General features: G+C 67.8%; 16 protein-coding genes, 1 tRNA gene and 1 riboswitch. Of the genes, 5 read left to right on the plus strand and 12 right to left on the minus strand.

What is annotated here, in order from left to right:
* Position 1: 1 nt before the first annotated feature.
* The 3 genes from V6X30_RS05820 to pcnB are packed head-to-tail and all read right to left on the minus strand — an operon-like array spanning position 2 to position 2,476.
* On the minus strand, positions 2-652 hold the full coding sequence (locus V6X30_RS05820) for a deoxynucleoside kinase (RefSeq protein WP_367983680.1): 651 nt from the start codon (positions 650-652) through the stop codon (positions 2-4).
* 3 nt (positions 653-655) lie between these two features.
* Positions 656-1,141: a 2-amino-4-hydroxy-6-hydroxymethyldihydropteridine diphosphokinase gene (folK, locus tag V6X30_RS05825; protein ID WP_367983681.1), complete on the minus strand. Its 486-nt coding sequence runs from the start codon at positions 1,139-1,141 to the stop codon at positions 656-658.
* 3 nt (positions 1,142-1,144) lie between these two features.
* On the minus strand, positions 1,145-2,476 hold the full coding sequence (pcnB, locus tag V6X30_RS05830; protein ID WP_367983682.1) for a polynucleotide adenylyltransferase PcnB: 1,332 nt from the start codon (positions 2,474-2,476) through the stop codon (positions 1,145-1,147).
* A gap of 101 nt (positions 2,477-2,577) precedes the next feature.
* Between pcnB and V6X30_RS05835 the strand changes: the two genes are divergently transcribed.
* A tRNA-Glu gene (locus tag V6X30_RS05835) sits at positions 2,578-2,652 on the plus strand.
* Between the two features lie 99 nt (positions 2,653-2,751).
* On the plus strand, positions 2,752-3,186 hold the full coding sequence (locus V6X30_RS05840; RefSeq protein WP_367983683.1) for an RDD family protein: 435 nt from the start codon (positions 2,752-2,754) through the stop codon (positions 3,184-3,186).
* Here V6X30_RS05840 and lptG read toward each other — a convergent pair.
* On the minus strand, positions 3,183-4,241 hold the full coding sequence (lptG, locus tag V6X30_RS05845; protein ID WP_367983684.1) for an LPS export ABC transporter permease LptG: 1,059 nt from the start codon (positions 4,239-4,241) through the stop codon (positions 3,183-3,185). The two genes, V6X30_RS05840 and lptG, sit on opposite strands and share 4 nt — an antisense overlap.
* The gene (gene lptF / locus V6X30_RS05850; protein ID WP_367983685.1) at positions 4,238-5,320 is read right to left on the minus strand and encodes an LPS export ABC transporter permease LptF; all 1,083 of its coding nucleotides are present in this window, start codon (positions 5,318-5,320) and stop codon (positions 4,238-4,240) included. The genes lptG and lptF overlap by 4 nt, the downstream gene beginning before the upstream one ends.
* Positions 5,321-5,424: 104 nt before the next feature.
* On the opposite strand from lptF, the gene V6X30_RS05855 reads away from it, so the two are divergent.
* Entirely contained in the window at positions 5,425-5,841 is a 417-nt protein-coding gene (locus V6X30_RS05855) for a DNA polymerase III subunit chi (protein WP_367983686.1), read from the plus strand.
* A 15-nt stretch (positions 5,842-5,856) separates the two neighbouring features.
* Positions 5,857-8,658, plus strand: a complete 2,802-nt coding sequence (locus tag V6X30_RS05860; protein WP_367983687.1) for a valine--tRNA ligase — start codon at positions 5,857-5,859, stop codon at positions 8,656-8,658.
* Here V6X30_RS05860 and V6X30_RS05865 read toward each other — a convergent pair.
* Both V6X30_RS05865 and V6X30_RS05870 read right to left on the minus strand, forming a co-directional pair.
* Positions 8,655-9,314 carry an energy-coupling factor ABC transporter permease gene (locus tag V6X30_RS05865; protein ID WP_367983688.1) on the minus strand — a complete coding sequence of 220 codons (660 nt, stop codon included), beginning with the start codon at positions 9,312-9,314 and terminating at the stop codon, positions 8,655-8,657. The two genes, V6X30_RS05860 and V6X30_RS05865, sit on opposite strands and share 4 nt — an antisense overlap.
* 15 nt (positions 9,315-9,329) lie before the next feature.
* On the minus strand, positions 9,330-10,493 hold the full coding sequence (locus V6X30_RS05870; RefSeq protein WP_367983689.1) for a DUF945 family protein: 1,164 nt from the start codon (positions 10,491-10,493) through the stop codon (positions 9,330-9,332).
* A 127-nt stretch (positions 10,494-10,620) separates the two neighbouring features.
* Positions 10,621-10,721: riboswitch (TPP riboswitch) on the plus strand.
* Here V6X30_RS05870 and V6X30_RS05875 point away from each other — a divergent pair.
* Positions 10,711-12,102: a sodium:solute symporter family transporter gene (locus tag V6X30_RS05875; protein ID WP_367983690.1), complete on the plus strand. Its 1,392-nt coding sequence runs from the start codon at positions 10,711-10,713 to the stop codon at positions 12,100-12,102. (Overlaps the previous riboswitch by 11 nt.)
* On the opposite strand, the gene V6X30_RS05880 is transcribed toward V6X30_RS05875, so the two are convergent.
* Genes V6X30_RS05880 through V6X30_RS05900 form a run of 5 tightly spaced genes read right to left on the minus strand, consistent with a single transcriptional unit; the run spans position 12,074 to position 16,364 of the window.
* Positions 12,074-12,301 carry a DUF2970 domain-containing protein gene (locus tag V6X30_RS05880; RefSeq protein WP_367983691.1) on the minus strand — a complete coding sequence of 76 codons (228 nt, stop codon included), beginning with the start codon at positions 12,299-12,301 and terminating at the stop codon, positions 12,074-12,076. The genes V6X30_RS05875 and V6X30_RS05880 overlap by 29 nt on opposite strands.
* Positions 12,298-13,557 carry an MFS transporter gene (locus tag V6X30_RS05885; protein ID WP_367983692.1) on the minus strand — a complete coding sequence of 420 codons (1,260 nt, stop codon included), beginning with the start codon at positions 13,555-13,557 and terminating at the stop codon, positions 12,298-12,300. Before V6X30_RS05885 ends, V6X30_RS05880 begins: the two co-directional genes overlap by 4 nt.
* A complete protein-coding gene (gene rimI, locus V6X30_RS05890) occupies positions 13,554-14,045 on the minus strand; it encodes a ribosomal protein S18-alanine N-acetyltransferase (protein WP_367983693.1) in 492 nt (163 codons plus the stop codon). Before rimI ends, V6X30_RS05885 begins: the two co-directional genes overlap by 4 nt.
* Entirely contained in the window at positions 14,042-14,794 is a 753-nt protein-coding gene (locus V6X30_RS05895) for a uracil-DNA glycosylase (RefSeq protein WP_367983694.1), read from the minus strand. Before V6X30_RS05895 ends, rimI begins: the two co-directional genes overlap by 4 nt.
* Positions 14,795-14,810: 16 nt before the next feature.
* Positions 14,811-16,364, minus strand: coding sequence for a 2-isopropylmalate synthase (locus V6X30_RS05900; protein ID WP_367983695.1), 1,554 nt, complete (start codon positions 16,362-16,364; stop codon positions 14,811-14,813).
* Between the last annotated feature and the right edge of the window lie 21 nt (positions 16,365-16,385).

Here is a 16,385-nt window from a genome sequence, read left to right on the forward strand (position 1 = left end):
CTCAGAGTACGCCCCTCTCCGGGTTGAAGTAATGCCGCCCGGTCCGGGCCAGCGCCATTTCCTCGATCAGCAATTCGAGATGATCGGCATTGTCCAGCGGATCGAAGGCGGCGGCGTTGACGATGAGTACCGGCGATTCCTGATAGTGATGGAAGAAATCGACATAGGCACCCGCGAGGCGCTCCAGGTAGTCGATGTCGAGACGCCGCTCCGGGCCGCTGGCATATCGCCGCAGCCGTGCCTGCAGCACATCGGCGGGCGCCTGCAGATAGATCACCAGATCCGGCGCGGGCACCCCAGGCGCCAGGGTTTGCCAGACGCGGTCATAGAGATCGAACTCGTGGGCATCGAGGTTGAGCTCGGCAAACAGGCGGTCCTTCGCGAACAGGAAGTCGGCGACATGGCGCGGCGCGAAGAGGTCGTTCTGCCGCATACCGCTGAGCATTTCCGCACGCTGCATCAGAAAGAAGAGCTGCGCGGGGAACGCCGCCTCCCGCGGGTTTTTGTAGAAACGCTCCAGAAAAGGGTTCTCCTGGCTGCGCTCCAGCAGCGGCGTCGCCACCAGGCGTTCGGCGAGCTGCTCGGCAAGACGCGACTTGCCCACCCCGATGGGCCCCTCCACCACCACGTAATCCAGGCCTGGCGACGTCATGCCCTACTCCACTGCCATCAGGTCATCCGCCGCGACGCGCCCGGCGAGGCTGGCCACCGTCCCAAGGCCTGGTACCGAAAGCGCCGGGGCGATCTCGGCCAACGGATGCAACACAAAGGCGCGAGAGGCCAGACCCGGATGGGGCACGGTGAGCGTCGCCTCCTCAATCTCCCGGTCGCCGTAGATCAGGAGATCCAGATCCAGGGGTCTCGCGCCCCAGCGTCGGCCATTGCGATCCCGACCGGCCTCGGCCTCCAGCGCCTGCAGCGCGGCCAGCAGGGCCTGCGGCGAGAGGCCCGTTTCTATCTCGGCCACCGCGTTGACGTAATCCGGCTGATCCGCCGGACCCATGGGTGGATTGCGGTACAGCCGCGAGGCCGCGCAGCGGGACGTCTCCGGGAGCTGATCGAGCCAATCGATCGCCCGGCGCACCTGGGCCACCGGGTCAGCCAGATTGCTGCCTATACCGATGAATACCTGCGCCGCCAAGGATCAGCCCCTGTCACTATCCGCGGGCGAGGCGCTGCCACCGGTGCCGTTGCGGCGCCGACCACCCCGTCGCCGCCGGCGGGGCGGCGTTGGCGGCGGCGCATCCGCGCTGCTCGTAGTATATTCCTGCCACCAGTCGGCAAGCTCGCGATCCACCAGCCCGGCCTCGCCGCGGAGCAACAGGAAGTCATAGGCCGCCCGGAATCGCGGGTGCGAGAACAGTCGCTTGGCCTTTTTCTCCGAGCGGGTATCAAAGCGCGGCTGCAGGGCCCAGATCTCGCGCATGGGCAGGGCAAAGCGCTTGGGAATCGCGACCTGACGCAACTGCCGCTCGAGGGCCTCGGTGACCGACTGCTCGAAGAGCTCGCGGTCGACGCCCGGCTGCAGTCGGCCGCCGGGCAACTGGGCGAGAATGGCCGGCCAGAGCAGTGCCGCGAAAAGGAACGCCGGCGTCACCGGCCGTTCCTCGTTGACGCGTCGGTCCGTGCTCTCGAGGGCGCGGGCCACGAAGGTGATGAGCTCGCCGTGCTCGTCATCATCCAGCGCCGTGTCGCTCGCCGGGAAGAGATAGCGGAACAGGCCATGCTGGCGCAGCGCCTCGAAGGTCTCCACGCCCTGACCCGCCATGAAGAGCTTGAGCACCTCGTCAAAGAGCCGCGCCGGCGGAATGTCGTCAAGCAGATCGGCCATGCGCGGGATGGGATCAGCGGTGCCGGCATCAATGGTAAAACCGAGTTTCGCGGCGAAGCGCACGGCACGCAGCATTCGAACGGGGTCTTCGCGGTAGCGCACGGCAGGATCGCCGATCAGCCGCAGACGACCCGCCTGCAGGTCGGCCATGCCACCGGCGTAATCGACGATCGAGAAATCGGCAATGTTGTAGTAGAGCGCGTTGATGGTGAAATCGCGCCGCAGTGCATCCTCCTCGATGGTGCCGTAGATGTTGTCGCGCAGGATCATGCCGTCCTCGACGACGCGGTCCCCGCCCTCATCATCCGTCGGCGCCGGGGTGAGCGCGCGGAAGGTGGCCACCTCAATGATATCGGGGCCCCAGTGCACATGCGCCAGCCGGAAGCGCCGCCCGATCAGGCGACAATTGCGGAACAGCGCCTTGACCTCGTCCGGCGTGGCATCGGTGGCGACGTCGAAATCCTTGGGCTCGCGACCGAGCGACAGGTCGCGCACGCCGCCGCCCACCAGATAGGCCCCATAGCCGGCGTTCTTCAGCCGGTAGAGCACGGTCAGGGCCCGCTCGCTGATCTGCGCGCGCGATATGACATGCTGATCACGCGGGACGATGGTGGGTTCAATACCCCGGGCTTGCGCTTCAGTCACGGAGTGGGCTCAACCTCTTGTGCGATAACAACGAGCCCGTATAATACCAGCCCTCGCCAGCGAGGCCGATCATGGCCTGCATTCGGCGCAAAACCGGCAACGCTCCCATCGTCTAGTGGTGAGGACGCCGCCCTCTCAAGGCGGAAACCGGGGTTCAAATCCCCGTGGGAGCGCCACTAAGCCACGGACTGATATCCCGCCCGCCCGGAAAAATCTCCAGGCGTCGTTCACGTGCGTGATGCCAACCGGCCCGGGATTCCGTATCCTCCTATGCCATGGCCATTCCCGAGGAAAACCGCCCCAGCCTCCTGCGCCGCCTCGCCGCCGTGCTATACGACGGCATGCTGCTGATCGCATTGTGGATGGGGGCGGGCGCGCTCTGGATCGGTTTTCACGGGGGCAACGCGGCGCCCGCGGGAGACGGCGCTTTCCGGCTTTATCTGCTGGCGGTGGCCTACGCCTTTTTCGTCGGCTTCTGGATCTGGGGCGGGCGCACTCTGGGCATGCAGGCCTGGCGGCTGCGGCTGATTGACGCCGACGGCAACCGCGTCACCGTCCGCGCCGCCACCAACCGTTTCGTGGCCTCCATCCTCTCGTGGCTGCCCGCAGGCGCCGGTTTTCTCTGGGCACTCGTTGACCGTGAGGGCCTGACCTGGCATGACCGCCTGTCGAAGACCTACCTCTACCTCGATCCCAAGCGCAGCCGCTAGCGCACGCGCCGCAGGGCGACGAGCGAGATCACGAAAAAGACCAGCGTCGGCGCGAGCGCACTGAACGATGGCGGCAGGCCATAGACCAGCCCGGCATTGCCAAGGAACCGGTTGAGGAGGAAAAACGCGAGGCCAATGAGCACGCCGAGGAAGACCTGCTGCCCCACACCAGCACCGCGTTGCGAGCCGAACACCAGCGGCACCGTCAGCAACAGCATCACGATGGTGGCGAGCGGCGTGGCCAGCTTCACCCACAGCGCGAGCCGGTAGCGCCCGCTGTCGAGATCATTGCCTTCCAGATAACCGATATAGCGACGCAGCTCGCGACCGGACAGTGTCTCCGGCGCCTGGACGACGACCTCCAGGGTGGCCGGCTGCAGCTCGCCACCAATGGCCAGCGAATGTCCGGATGAGACGACCACCGACTCGCCGCCGAGCGCGGTCACCGAGGCATCGGACAGGCGCCAACGCCCCTGCTCGAAACGCGCCCGGGGCGCACTGATGATGCGCTGCAAGCGGCCATCCCGCAGCTCATAGGCGCGCACATCGGCCAGCAGATCCGGCCGCACGACCTGCTCGACCCGCAGCCGGTAGTTACCATCCCGGGCCCAGAAGCCACCGCCGGCGGTAACCACGCCGCCACCGGCCGCCTCGGCCCGTACGGCCTGGGCGAGCTGATTGGCCGGCGGTGCCACCCACTCCCCCAGCGCTGCTGCCAGCAGGGCCAGCAGCACGCCGGCGGCCACCACCGCGCGGGCGATCTGCCCGACGGACATGCCCACGGCCCGCATCACGGTGAGCTCACTGCGGGCGGCGAGCGCACCGAGGCTGACCAATGCACCGATCAGCGTCGCCATGGGGAAGGCCTCATAGGCACGCTGCACCATCGACAGCGCCACCACCAGCATTACCGAGGCAAGGTCGTAGCCGCCGCGGCCGATGTCATCGGCCTCGTCGATGAACTCGAAGACAAAGCTCAGCGACACGATCACGAAGAGCCCGGCGAGTGCCCCACCGAAAACCGTCTTCGCGATATAGCGATCCAGGCGCCTCACACCGCCCACCTCCGCCAACGCACGCCGAGTCGTGTCCACAGCCCCAGAAGGGCGGCCAGCAGCGCCAGCGCGTGAACCCAGCCAACCCCCACCCAGGCGGGCAGCAGGCCGCTTCCCACCCAGTCGGCCGCGGTGTAGAGCAGATTGAAATAGATCATGAACAGCAGCACCGCCAGGACCACCCGGCCGTAGCGGCCGCTGCGCGGGTCGGTACTGGCAAGCGGCAGGCTGCCCAGCGCCAGCACCAGGACCATCATCGGCAGGGAGAGCCGGAGCTGGAGCTCAGCCAGGGCGGGATCACCGCCATCGGCGAGCAATTGCCCGGGCGGCTGTGCATCGCGCCCGAGACCCGGTTCGACGGCCTCCGGCTCGGCGATGCGAACCCCATGCTCGGCATACTGCATCATCCGCCAGGCGGCCTGGCCCGGCTCGCCCTCATAGCGCCAGCCATCCTCCAGTACCAGGAACTCCCCCTGGCCCATGGCATTGATGGCACGGCGACCGCGCTCCGCCACCCAGATCTGATCGCCATCAGGCTGCGTCCGCTCCGCGAAGATCCCCTGTAGCTCGCCATCGTCGGCCACCCGGGCGACATAAACCGTGGTGTTGTCACCCAGCTCAATGAATCGGCCCGGCTGGACGCCGGCAAAGCGCGCCTGCTGCTGGGCATTGGCCAGTACCCGATCGGCCTGGCGCTCGGCGGCGGGCCCCAGCGACATCGTCAGCATCGCCACCAGAACGGTCAGCGGCACCGCCACCGCGAAAATCCCACGATAGATTTGCCATGGGCCAATCCCGCAGCCGGCCATGGCGGTCATTTCAGCGTCGCGATAGAGCCGGCCAAGTGCCAGCACCACACCGAGGAAGAAGCTCCCCGGCAGCACCACCCCGAGGTTGGCGGCGGCCTTGAGCCCGAGCAGCGTGAAAATGACATTGGCGGGGATATCACCGCTCGCGGCGTCCGCCATGAACTGCACCAGGCGATTGGTGAGCAGAACGACCACCAGCACCACCGTCACGGCCAGCCAGGCGAGCAGCACTTCGCGCAGCAGATAGCGCGTCAGGCGGGTCAGCCCCACGACAGCGCCCCGGCGGCTGCGGTAACCTTCACCCGTTTGTGCAATGCGATCGTTCCCATGCCAGCCGATCCTCGGAGCGTCATGGTACAGCGCCGGAGCCGATGATGCCGCGCATCGATTTCTACATCCTCGCCGCCGAAGGCATCGCCGGTCGGGAGCATTTCTGCTGCCGACTGGCGGCACGCGCCTGGCGCGAGGGGCTGGATGTGCATATCCGCACCGCCGACGAGGCCATGAGCGAGCGCATCGACGAGGCCCTGTGGACCTTCGATGAGGCGAGCTTCATCCCCCATGGCCGGGAGCCACTGGACGGCGACAATCCTATCGTCATCGCCCCGACACCGGCCCCCGGCGCGCTGGTGATCAACCTCGCCGATTCCCTCCCCGAGGACTGGACCGAACGCCAGCGCGTCGCCGAGATCATCAGCGCCGACGCCGCGACCCGCAGGGCGGGACGCGAGCGCTACCGCGACTACCAGCAGGCGGGTGCGGAACCCGGCACCCACCACATCGATCACTAGGAGCCACTGCCGCCCATGGACAAGACCTACAATCCCGCCAGCATTGAACCCCATTGGTATGCCACCTGGGAGCGCAACGGGCATTTCCGCCCCGCGGGCAAAGGCAACCCCTACTGCATCATGATCCCGCCACCCAACGTCACCGGCACCCTGCACATGGGCCATGCCTTCCAGGACACCCTGATGGACATTCTGGCGCGCTACCATCGCATGCGCGGCGACAACACGCTCTGGCAGCCAGGCACGGACCACGCCGGCATCGCCACGCAGATGGTCGTCGAGCGGCAGCTCAACGCCGAGGGCACCGATCGCCATGCGCTCGGCCGCGCCGCCTTCGTTGAGAAGATCTGGGAGTGGAAGGCGCAGTCCGGCGGCACCATCCAGAACCAGATGCGCCGGCTCGGGACCTCGGTGGACTGGTCGCGCGAGCGCTTCACCATGGACGAGGGCCTCTCGGCGGCAGTCCGCGAGGTCTTTGTGCGACTGCATGACGAGGGACTGATCTATCGCGGCCAGCGCCTGGTCAACTGGGACCCCGTGCTGCAGACCGCCGTCTCCGATCTGGAGGTGGAATCGAGCGAGGAACAGGGCTCGATCTGGAAACTCCGCTACCCCCTCGCCGATGGCGGTGAACACCTGGTGGTGGCGACGACACGCCCGGAGACCATGCTCGGCGACACCGCCGTGGCGGTGAATCCCGAGGACGAGCGCTTCCGCCATCTGGTGGGCCGCCACGTCAGACTCCCCCTGGTCGGCCGGGAGATCCCCATCGTCGCCGACGAGTACGTCGACCCAGCATTCGGCACCGGCTGCCTGAAGATCACCCCGGCGCATGACTTCAACGACTACGAGGTCGGCCAGCGCCATGGCTGTGAGCCGATCAACATCTTCACCGAGGCGGCCCGGGTCAACGGCAACGCCCCCGAGGCCTACCGCGGCCTGGATCGCTACGAGGCCCGCGAACGCATCGTGGCGGATTTCGAGGCCGCCGGCCTGCTCGAGGGCATTGAGCCACATAAACTTATGGTCCCGCGCTGTGACCGCACCGGTGTGGTGGTCGAGCCCTACCTCACCCACCAGTGGTTCGTCGACCTCACCCGCGAGGTGCAGGAAGACGGCCGCCCCGGCGGCTGGGCGGAAATCACCCGCCCGGCCATCCAGGCCGTTCGCCAGGGCGACATCCGCTTCGTCCCCGAGAACTGGAGCAAGACCTATTACAACTGGCTCGAGGATATCCAGGACTGGTGCATCAGCCGCCAGCTCTGGTGGGGGCATCGTATCCCCGCCTGGTACGACGGGCAGGGCGCGGTCTACGTCGGCCATGACGAGGCCGATGTGCGCCGTCGCAACGGGCTCGACGACACCGTGACCCTCACCCAGGACGAGGATGTGCTCGATACCTGGTTCTCCTCGGCGCTGTGGCCCTTCTCCACGCTGGGCTGGCCGGAGGAGACGCCGGAGCTCGCCACCTTCTATCCCACCAGCGTGCTGGTCACCGGCTTTGACATCATCTTCTTCTGGGTCGCCCGGATGATCATGATGGGCTTGAAGTTCCGCGGTGACGTGCCGTTCCGCGAGGTCTACATCCACGGCCTGGTGCGGGATTCCGAAGGGGCGAAGATGTCGAAGTCGAAGGGCAACGTCCTCGACCCCATCGATATCGTCGATGGCATCGATCTTGAGTCGCTGGTGGCCAAGCGCACCACCGGGCTCATGCAGCCCCAGCGCGCGCCCGCCATCGAAAAGCAGACCCGCAGGGCATTCCCCGAAGGCATTGCCGCGCACGGCACCGATGCCCTGCGGTTTACCTTCGCCAGCCTCGCCACCACCGGCCGCGACGTGGTGTTCGATATGGGCCGCGTCGATGGCTATCGCAACTTCTGCAACAAGCTCTGGAACGCGGCGCGTTATGTGTTGATGAACACCGAGGGAAAGGACTGCGGCAGTGGCGACGGCGGGATCGAGCTCGGCACCGCCGAGCGCTGGATCATCTCGCGCTTGCAGCGGACCGAGCGTGCGGTCGCCGAGGCCATCGAAGGCTATCGCATGGACCAGGCGGCGCAGGCCATCTATGAATTCACCTGGGACGAGTACTGCGACTGGTATCTCGAGCTCAGCAAGCCGACGCTGCAGGGCGATGCCGATCCGGCCCGCGCGCGGGGTACGCGCCAGACACTGGTCCGGGTCCTCGAGGCGCTGCTGCGGCTGGCGCACCCGATCATGCCGTTCATCACCGAGGAGATCTGGCAGCGCGTGGCGCCGCTCGCCGGCGTTGATGGCGACACGGTCATGACCCGGCCCTTCCCGGTGGCGGAGGCCGGCCGCGAGGATCCCGCCGCGGAGGCGGAGATCGACTGGATGCAGCGCTTCATCCTCGGCATCCGGCGCATCCGCGGGGAGATGGACATCGCCCCGGGCAAGCCGCTGCCGGTGCTGCTGCAGAATGCCGCCGACCTCGACCGACAGCGCCTGCAACGCCATCGCGCCGAGCTCGACTTCCTCGCCCGGCTTGAGTCGGTCACCGTGCTGGAGGCCGGCGAGGAGGCGCCGGAGTCGGCCCTGGCACTGGTCGACGAGCTGGAAGTGCGCGTCCCCATGGCCGGCCTCATTGACAAGGCCGCCGAGCTCGCGCGGCTCGACAAGGAGCGCCGGCGCCTCGGCGACGATCTCGCGCGCACCGAGGGCAAGTTGGCCAACGAGGCCTTCGTCAGCCGGGCCCCGGCCGATGTCGTCCAGCGTGAGCGCGACAAGCTGGCCGAGGGGCGCTCGGCGCTGGAGCGCATCGACGAGCAGATGGCCCGCATCGAGCGGCTCTAGCGCAGGTAGGTTTCGTCGTCGAAGCTTCGAACCCAGTCGGGCTGATAGACGGCGAGCGCCGTCATCACCCCGCCGTTGATAAAGCCCTCGGGGAATAGCACCAGCGGCAGCAGCGCAAGATAGTCACGCTGGATGGCCCAGCCGGGTTGCAGGCCGAGGAGGGCAATGAGCGCGGCGGAGACAAGGATGGGCGCCGCCAGGGCCAGCATGCCGCCAACAAAACCGCTACCGAGGAAGAAAATGAACGGGTTGGGTGGCAGCAGGCGGCGCAGCAGCCGGTGCGATCCGTCGGCCACCCACACCGGGAGCACCGCCAGTAGCAGCCCCTGGTAACCGGCCATCAGGACATCGGTCTGACCGGCCATGATCGTCATCAGCAGCGCGCCGGCGCCGGCCATCATGGCAAGCGCCGGCCCGAACACCAGCACCAGGCTCGCCGTGCCGAGCAGATGCAGTGTGAGGCCTTCGCGCACACCGACCTGCATGCTCCAGAGCAACCCTGCCAGTGCCGTCGCCGCGATGAATACCGTCACCAGCCCATTGGCCCGCAATATCCGCCAGGGCGCGCGCCACGCCGCACGGCCGATGATCAGGCCAAAGACCGTCAGCAGCCCCCAGGCAATCCAGGACGGCAGACTGTCCGCGGCCAGGTTCATGGTCGACTCGGCTCCCTAGCCACCACGCCACCAGGGCTGGCCATGAACGCTCAGGCGCCCCTCGTCCATCGATACCTCCAGCCGCCATTGGTCATCCTGCCGTTGGAGAACACCGAAGGCCTGGAGTTGCCGCAGCCACGTCGACTGCTCCGCGGGGAGCGCCTGAATCAGCGCCTCGTCGATGGCCATCGAGGCATCCAGCCGCAGCGCCGACCACAACGCCATACCGCCGGCCCCTGCGCGCAACCGATCGGCCATCCGCGGTTGAACCTGCAGGTCAGCCCTGGCGCTCAGGCCCACGCCGGCGTCGTCACCGAGCTGCAGGCGGGTGAGCGTGGCCCGGGGGCCGGTCTCGGCAAGCAGTGCCAGCGCGTCCGCGCTGCCCTGCCGGCCCAGCGCGACCACGCCCGCCGGCGATAGCCGCTCGAGCGCCAGCGCGAGGCCGCCGCGCAGGACCGGCAGGCCGGCCACGGCAAGCCGGGTCCAGTCGAGGCCCGCCGTCGCATCGATTAACCCGGCCTCGAGCCGGCCCTCGGCGTCGCCCTGCAGGCCCTCCAGCCGCAGCAGCTCATCGCCCCCGGCGGCTCCCAGGGTGAGCCCTGACCCATCCAGCGACGCCGTCAGGCGACGATCATCGGCCGTGTAGTCCGATTCAAAGCGCAGTGGCTCAAGGCGCAGGCGCAGCGTCCCCTCAGGATCCAACGGTCCCGTCAGCACCTTGGTCTGAACCGTCAGCGATTGTCGGCCAAGTCCAATACGACCACGGATTTGCACGCTTCGCTCACTGCCACCCAGTCGGTCAAAGGGCTCAGCGAGTGCACCGACCGGTTGTAGGTAACCATCGAACGACACGCCGCGCCAGCCGTGCTGAACCGTCTGAACGAGCTTCAGCTTAACGGGACCGGGTGGCAGGGCGAGAGCGGTCCGCAGGCCGGCGTCCAGGACTGAGGCCGGCAGCTCGACCCGGGAGAGCGTCCGGGCGGTAAAGACGCCCCGCTGATAGTCGATCACCGCCGCGCCCGCCCGGTTGTTGGCAGCAGCTAGCGAGGAATCCAGCCAGGCAACCTGGTCACGCCAGTGCCTCTCCGCCTGCCAGCCATTGAATGCCGGGACCGCTGTGGCAAGCGCCCCGAGCAGGATCAGTGCGCCCGCTATCCCCCGGCGCCATCGCTTTTTCATCGGCAACTCCGACACGCGCCAATCATCAGCTCTGCATCATGCCCGGCGCAGCGCCGATTGCCCAGCCAGCCCTGTTTGCACCAGAGCATACCGGCCGGCATACTCGCCCGTGCTGAACAATCTGAACCCACGTCGCCAGGGGAGTCTTCGGACTGAGAGTGCGCATCGCGCTGACCCTGGAACCTGAACCGGATCATACCGGCGGAGGAAGTGCGACATGCCTGCCCTGACCATGGCGGCGATCGCCGCTGCATTGCTTGTTTTCATCGGCCTCGGACTGCGCGCCCGGCATACGGCCGGACTCGACGACTATCTCACCGCCCGACGCTCGCAGAGCGGCACCACCGTGGGCCTCTCCTTCCTCGCCTCCGGGATGGGCGCCTGGATCCTCTTCGCACCACCTGAGGTCGGCGCTTTCGTGGGCCCGGTCGCGGTGGCCGGCTACGCCCTCGGCTCGGCCCTGCCGTTCATCATCCTCGGCCTGCTGGGGCCGGCCATCCGCCGGCGCCTGCCCAGCGGCCGAAGCCTGACCGAGTTCACGGCCAGCCGCTTCGGGAACGGGTTCCGATACTGGGTCGCCGCGCTGTCCGTGCTCTACATGCTCTGCTTCCTGGCCGCGGAACTGACGGCCATTGGCGCCATCACCAGCCTGCTCTCCGGCGTCGATGGGCAGTACGTGATCATCGCGGTGGCGGTGGCCACCCTGCTCTACACGGCGATGGGCGGCCTGCGCGCCAGCCTCGTCACCGATCGCTGGCAGGCCTGGCTGCTGATCGCGTTGATCGGCGTGGTGAGTTACGGCGCACTGGGTCTGGCGCCGGCGGGCGCGACACCCTCGGCGGGTCACTTCCCCTCGCCGGGACTGGGCACCGGGCTGTCGGTGGCCGCGACGCTGATCATTGCGGTCACCGCCGCCAATCTCTTCCATCAGGGCTATTGGCAGCGGGTCTGGGCGGCCCGGGACGATCAGTCCCTGCGCCGCGGTGCCCTACTGGGCGGCGCGGCCACCATTGTCGTCGTCGCAATTCTGGGCGGTGCCGGGGTCCTCGCCGCGGTCCGCGGACTCGATCTGGGAACGCCGCCGATTCCCTTCTTCGCCCTCCTCGGCGATGCGCCCGGCTGGCTCACGCTACCGGCACTGGTTCTGGCGATCACGCTGGTGGCCTCCTCGGTGGATACGCTGCAGAACGCGCTGGTCTCGCTGGGCGTGACCGAGACCGGCCGGATGGGTCTGAGCGGCGCGCGCTGGCTCACAGCCCTGCTCATGCTGCCGGTGGTCGCACTTGCCCTGCAGGACATCTCTGTGCTGCGACTCTTCCTGATCGCGGATCTGCTCTGCGCGACCGCCGTGGTCCCGCTGCTGAGCGGGTTGTCCGATCGCGTGCCGCCCAGGGCGGCCATTACCGGGGCAATTGCCGGACTCGTCGGCGCGGTGATCCCGGGGAGCCTCAGCGGTGGCTCGATCGCCGCCGGCCTGCTGGCCGCCAGCTTTCCCGGCGCGACGCCGACACTGGCGCCGTTTCTGGGCGCATTGCTGGGCTCGGCCGCGATCACATGGCTGGTAGCGCGCCTCGCCCCTGCTAGCCGGCCTGGCTCAGTACCAGGTTGACCACCACCAGCAGGCCCACCACGAAGGCCACGGTGAACAGCAGCCCGGCAATGATGAAACTCGCCGCGCTGCCCTGGGTGAAGTCGCGGCGTCGCGCGTCTTCGGTCTGCACACCGAAGGCCGCCGCCGCAGTACTCTTGATCACCTGCCAGACCGACAGCCGCCGCTGCCTGTCTTGCGGCTCACCCGTATCCGTCATCTTCTCTCCCCTTCGACTGTGTCGACGCGCATCAACAGCAGCGCGCCGGCCATGAACAATACGATAAGCGCCAGCATTGAGTAGCGCACATCACCGAACCACACCCCGAGCAGGCCGAATAGCGGCGGGCCGATGAGTGCCGCAAACTTGCCCAGTAGATTATAGAAGCCAAAGAACTCGCCGGCCCGCTCCGGCGGGATCAGCCCGGCATAGAACGAGCGGCTGAGCGCCTGCACACCGCCCTGCACCAGCCCCACCAGGGCCGCGATGGTGTAGAACTCCCAGGGGGCCTGTATGAAAGCGCCCCAGACGGCAATGCCGATGTACAGCGCGAGGCCGAGGAGGATACCGCGCCGGGCGCCGATGCGCTCACCCAGCGCCCCCATGGCGATGGCCGCGGGGAAGCCCACGAACTGGGTGATCAGCAACGCCACGATCAGATCATTCTGCTCGAAGCCGAGTGACCGCCCGTAGGCCACCGCCATGCGGATGGTGGTACCGACGCCGTCGATGTAGAGCCAGTAGGCGAGCAGGAAAATCCACACCGGACGATGCGCACGCAGATGGCTGAGCGTTGATCGGAGCTGTCGGAGCCCACCCGGAAGGGCCGCCGTCCGGGGCGCGGTACCCGCCGGTTCCGGCACACGGAATGCCAGCGGTAGGCTGAACACCGCCCACCACAGGCCGGTGACGACGAACGCGGCCAGGGCGGCGTCCAGCGCCGAGGCCAGGCCAAACCAACCGGGCCGCAGCACGGCGATCACGCAGCCGAGATACAGCAGCCCCCCACCCAGATAGCCGAGCCCGAAGCCGAAGCCGGACACCGCGTGCCAGCGCCGGCGCGGCGCAATCGCCACCAGCAGAGAATCGTAGAAGAGATTGGCGGCCATGAAGCCCACCGTGGCCAATACGAACAGCCCCGCCGCCAGCCACCACATGCCCGCCGGCACCAGTGCGAACAGCGCCGTGAGCGCCGCCGCCGGGAAGGCGAACAGGAGCAGCGCCCGTTTGCGCCGGCCGGCGCGGTCGGCCATGGCGCCGGCCAGGGGCGCGATGAGCACGATCACCAGACTGGCCAGCCCATTAGCCCAGCCGAGCCGTAGATTGGCCACCGATGGCTCGGCCGCGGCACTCCAGTAGTCCTGGAAGACAATCGGGAAGAGACCCGCCAGCACGACCGTCGCGAACCCCGAATTGGCCCAGTCGTAGAGCGCCCAGGCCCTGACGACCCGGCGCTGCTCGCGCGGCGCGCTCATCGCCGCCCCGCCGGCGCAACCTCCCGCAGGTCATAACGCATGACCAGTGCATCCTCACGCCCCGTCTCCGACGGATAGTAATCGCGCCGTCGGCCGACCCGGCGAAAGCCGGTGCTCATGTACAGATGGACCGCCGGCGAGTTGCTAGGCCGGACTTCGAGGAATACCGATTCGGCGCCGAGACGCTCGGCCTGCTCCAGTGAGCGCTCGAGCAGCGCCCGGCCCAGGCCCTGGTTGTGCCAGTCGGGATGGACCGCGATGTTGAGCACATGGGCCTCGCCCGGCCCCATGGCCAGGATGAAGTGACCGACGACACGGTCGGTGGCCAACTGCACCCAGCACTCGTAGCCCATGCGCAGGCAGTCGCGGAAGATATTCAGTGTCCAGGGATAGTCGTAGGCGCTCGATTCCACCTGGTGGACCGCGGCGACATCACGCGGGCGCATGGGCCGGATCACCGGCAGGAAGTCGGCCGGCGCGGTTGTCATACACCCCCCGCGCGCAGGCGGCGCTTGAGCGCAAGCAGATCCTCCCAGGCCTTTGCCTTCGCGGTCGGACTGCGCAGCAGATAGGCCGGATGATAGGTCGCGATCAAAGGGATCGCCGGTTCGCCATAGGCATGCCAGCGCCCGCGCAACTCGCCCATGCGGGCCGTCGTGGCGGTCAGCGACTGCGCGGCCACCCGCCCCACGGCCAGGATCACCTCCGGCCGGATCAGCGAGATCTGCGCTTCCAGCCAGGGCCGGCAGGCAGCGATTTCGCCGGCATTGGGATCACGATTCTGCGGCGGACGCGACTTGACGACATTGGTGATGTACACGCCCTGCTGCAGAGCCAGCCCAATGGCCGCGAGCATGGCGTCGAGGAGCTTGCCGGCCCGGCCGACGAACGGCTCGCCGCGACGATCTTCCTCGGCACCCGGGGCTTCGCCGACGATCAGCAGCCGGGCATCCTGATCGCCGATACCCGGCACCGCCTGGTTCCGGGTCGCATGCAGCGGGCAGCGATCGCAGTCGCGAATGCCCCGCAGCAGCGCCGCCCAGTCGATCGCGGACTCGGGTGCCTGACGCGACGCCGGCTCAGGAATCGCCTCGGTCTCGGTTTCGGCCTGCGCTGCGGCCTCGACATCGCCCTCGGCCTGGGACACTGGCCTGGCGTCGGCGTGCGGACGCAGACGCCAGACGGGCACCCCCATCTCATCAAGCAGCCGGCGGCGACGGGAATCGAGCACGCCCATGACAGCCGGCCGCGGCTCAGACGCCCTCGGTCTGCGGGTGAGTCCGCTGGCCCCGCGCGCGGAGGCGATTGAGCGCATTCAGATAGGCATTGGCCGAGGCGATCACGATATCGGTATCTGATCCCTGACCGTTCACCACCCGACCACCGCGCTCGAGCCGCACCGTCACCTCGCCCTGCGCATCCGTTCCGGTGGTGATGTTGTTCACCGAGTAGAGCAGCAGCTCGGCCTCCACGCCGAGGATGCCATCAATGGCCTTGAACGCCGCATCCACCGGTCCATCACCGGCTGCCGAGCTCTGCCGCTCCTCGCCATCGACATTGAGGGTGACATCCGCCACCGGCGTCTCGCCGGTCTCCGAGCAGCAGCGGAAGGCCACCAGGGTCACGCCCTGATCCTCCTCCAGCGCCGCCACCGCCTCAGTGGCCACCGCCTGGAGGTCTTCATCGAAGATCTCGTGTTTCTTGTCGGCGAGGTCCTTGAAGCGCTGGAACGCCTCGTTGAGCTGCGCGGCCGTCTCGAAGCGGATGCCCAGTTCGTCGCAGCGGCTGCGGAAGGCATTCCGCCCGGAGTGCTTGCCGAGCACCATGCGGTTGGTGCCCCAGCCGACATCCTCCGCGCGCATGATCTCGTAGGTCTCACGATGCTTGAGCACGCCATCCTGGTGAATGCCCGACTCGTGGGCGAAGGCGTTGATGCCGACGATGGCCTTGTTGGGCTGCACCTGAAAACCGGTGATATTGGCCACGAGCTTCGAGGTCGGCACGATCTCACGGGTCTCGATGCGGGTGTCGCAGGGGAAATCATCGCGCCGCGTGCGCAGCGCCATGACCACTTCCTCGAGTGCGGCATTGCCGGCCCGCTCGCCCAGCCCGTTGATGGTGCACTCGATCTGCCGTGCGCCCTCGCGCACCGCCGCGAGCGAGTTGGCGACCGCCAGGCCGAGGTCGTTGTGGCAGTGCACCGACCAGACGGCCCGGTCGGCATTCGGGATGCGCTCTCGCAGTCCTCGGATGAGGCCGGCGAACTGTGTTGGCAGGTTATAGCCCACCGTGTCCGGGATATTAATGGTGGTCGCACCGGCATCGATCGCGGCCTCAATGATCCGGCAGAGGAAATCCGGCTCGGAGCGGCCGGCGTCCTCGGGCGAGAACTCGACGTCATCACACAGATTGCGGGCGCGGCCCACCGCCGCCATGGCACGCGCCACCACCTCATCCGGCGTCAACTGGAGCTTTTTCTCCATGTGCACCGGCGAGGTGGCGATAAAGGTGTGAATGCGGCCGGCCGGCGCCGGCGCAATGGCCTCGCCGGCGCGGTCGATGTCCTGCTCATTGGCCCGGGCCAGCCCGCAGACCCGGGCATTAGTGATGGTCTGCGCCACCGCCCGAACGGACTCGAAATCGCCCTGGCTCGCCGCCGGAAACCCGGCCTCGATCACATCCACCTGCAGCCGCTCCAGCGCCCGGGCGATACGGACCTTTTCCTCGCGCGTCATGGACGCGCCCGGCGACTGCTCACCGTCTCGCAGCGTGGTGTCAAAAATGATCAGGCGATCGGCTTCGCTCATCTTTCCCCGTCCTCGCGATGT

Source organism: Spiribacter sp. 1M189 (assembly GCF_040838345.1).
GTDB lineage: Bacteria > Pseudomonadota > Gammaproteobacteria > Nitrococcales > Nitrococcaceae > Spiribacter > Spiribacter insolitus.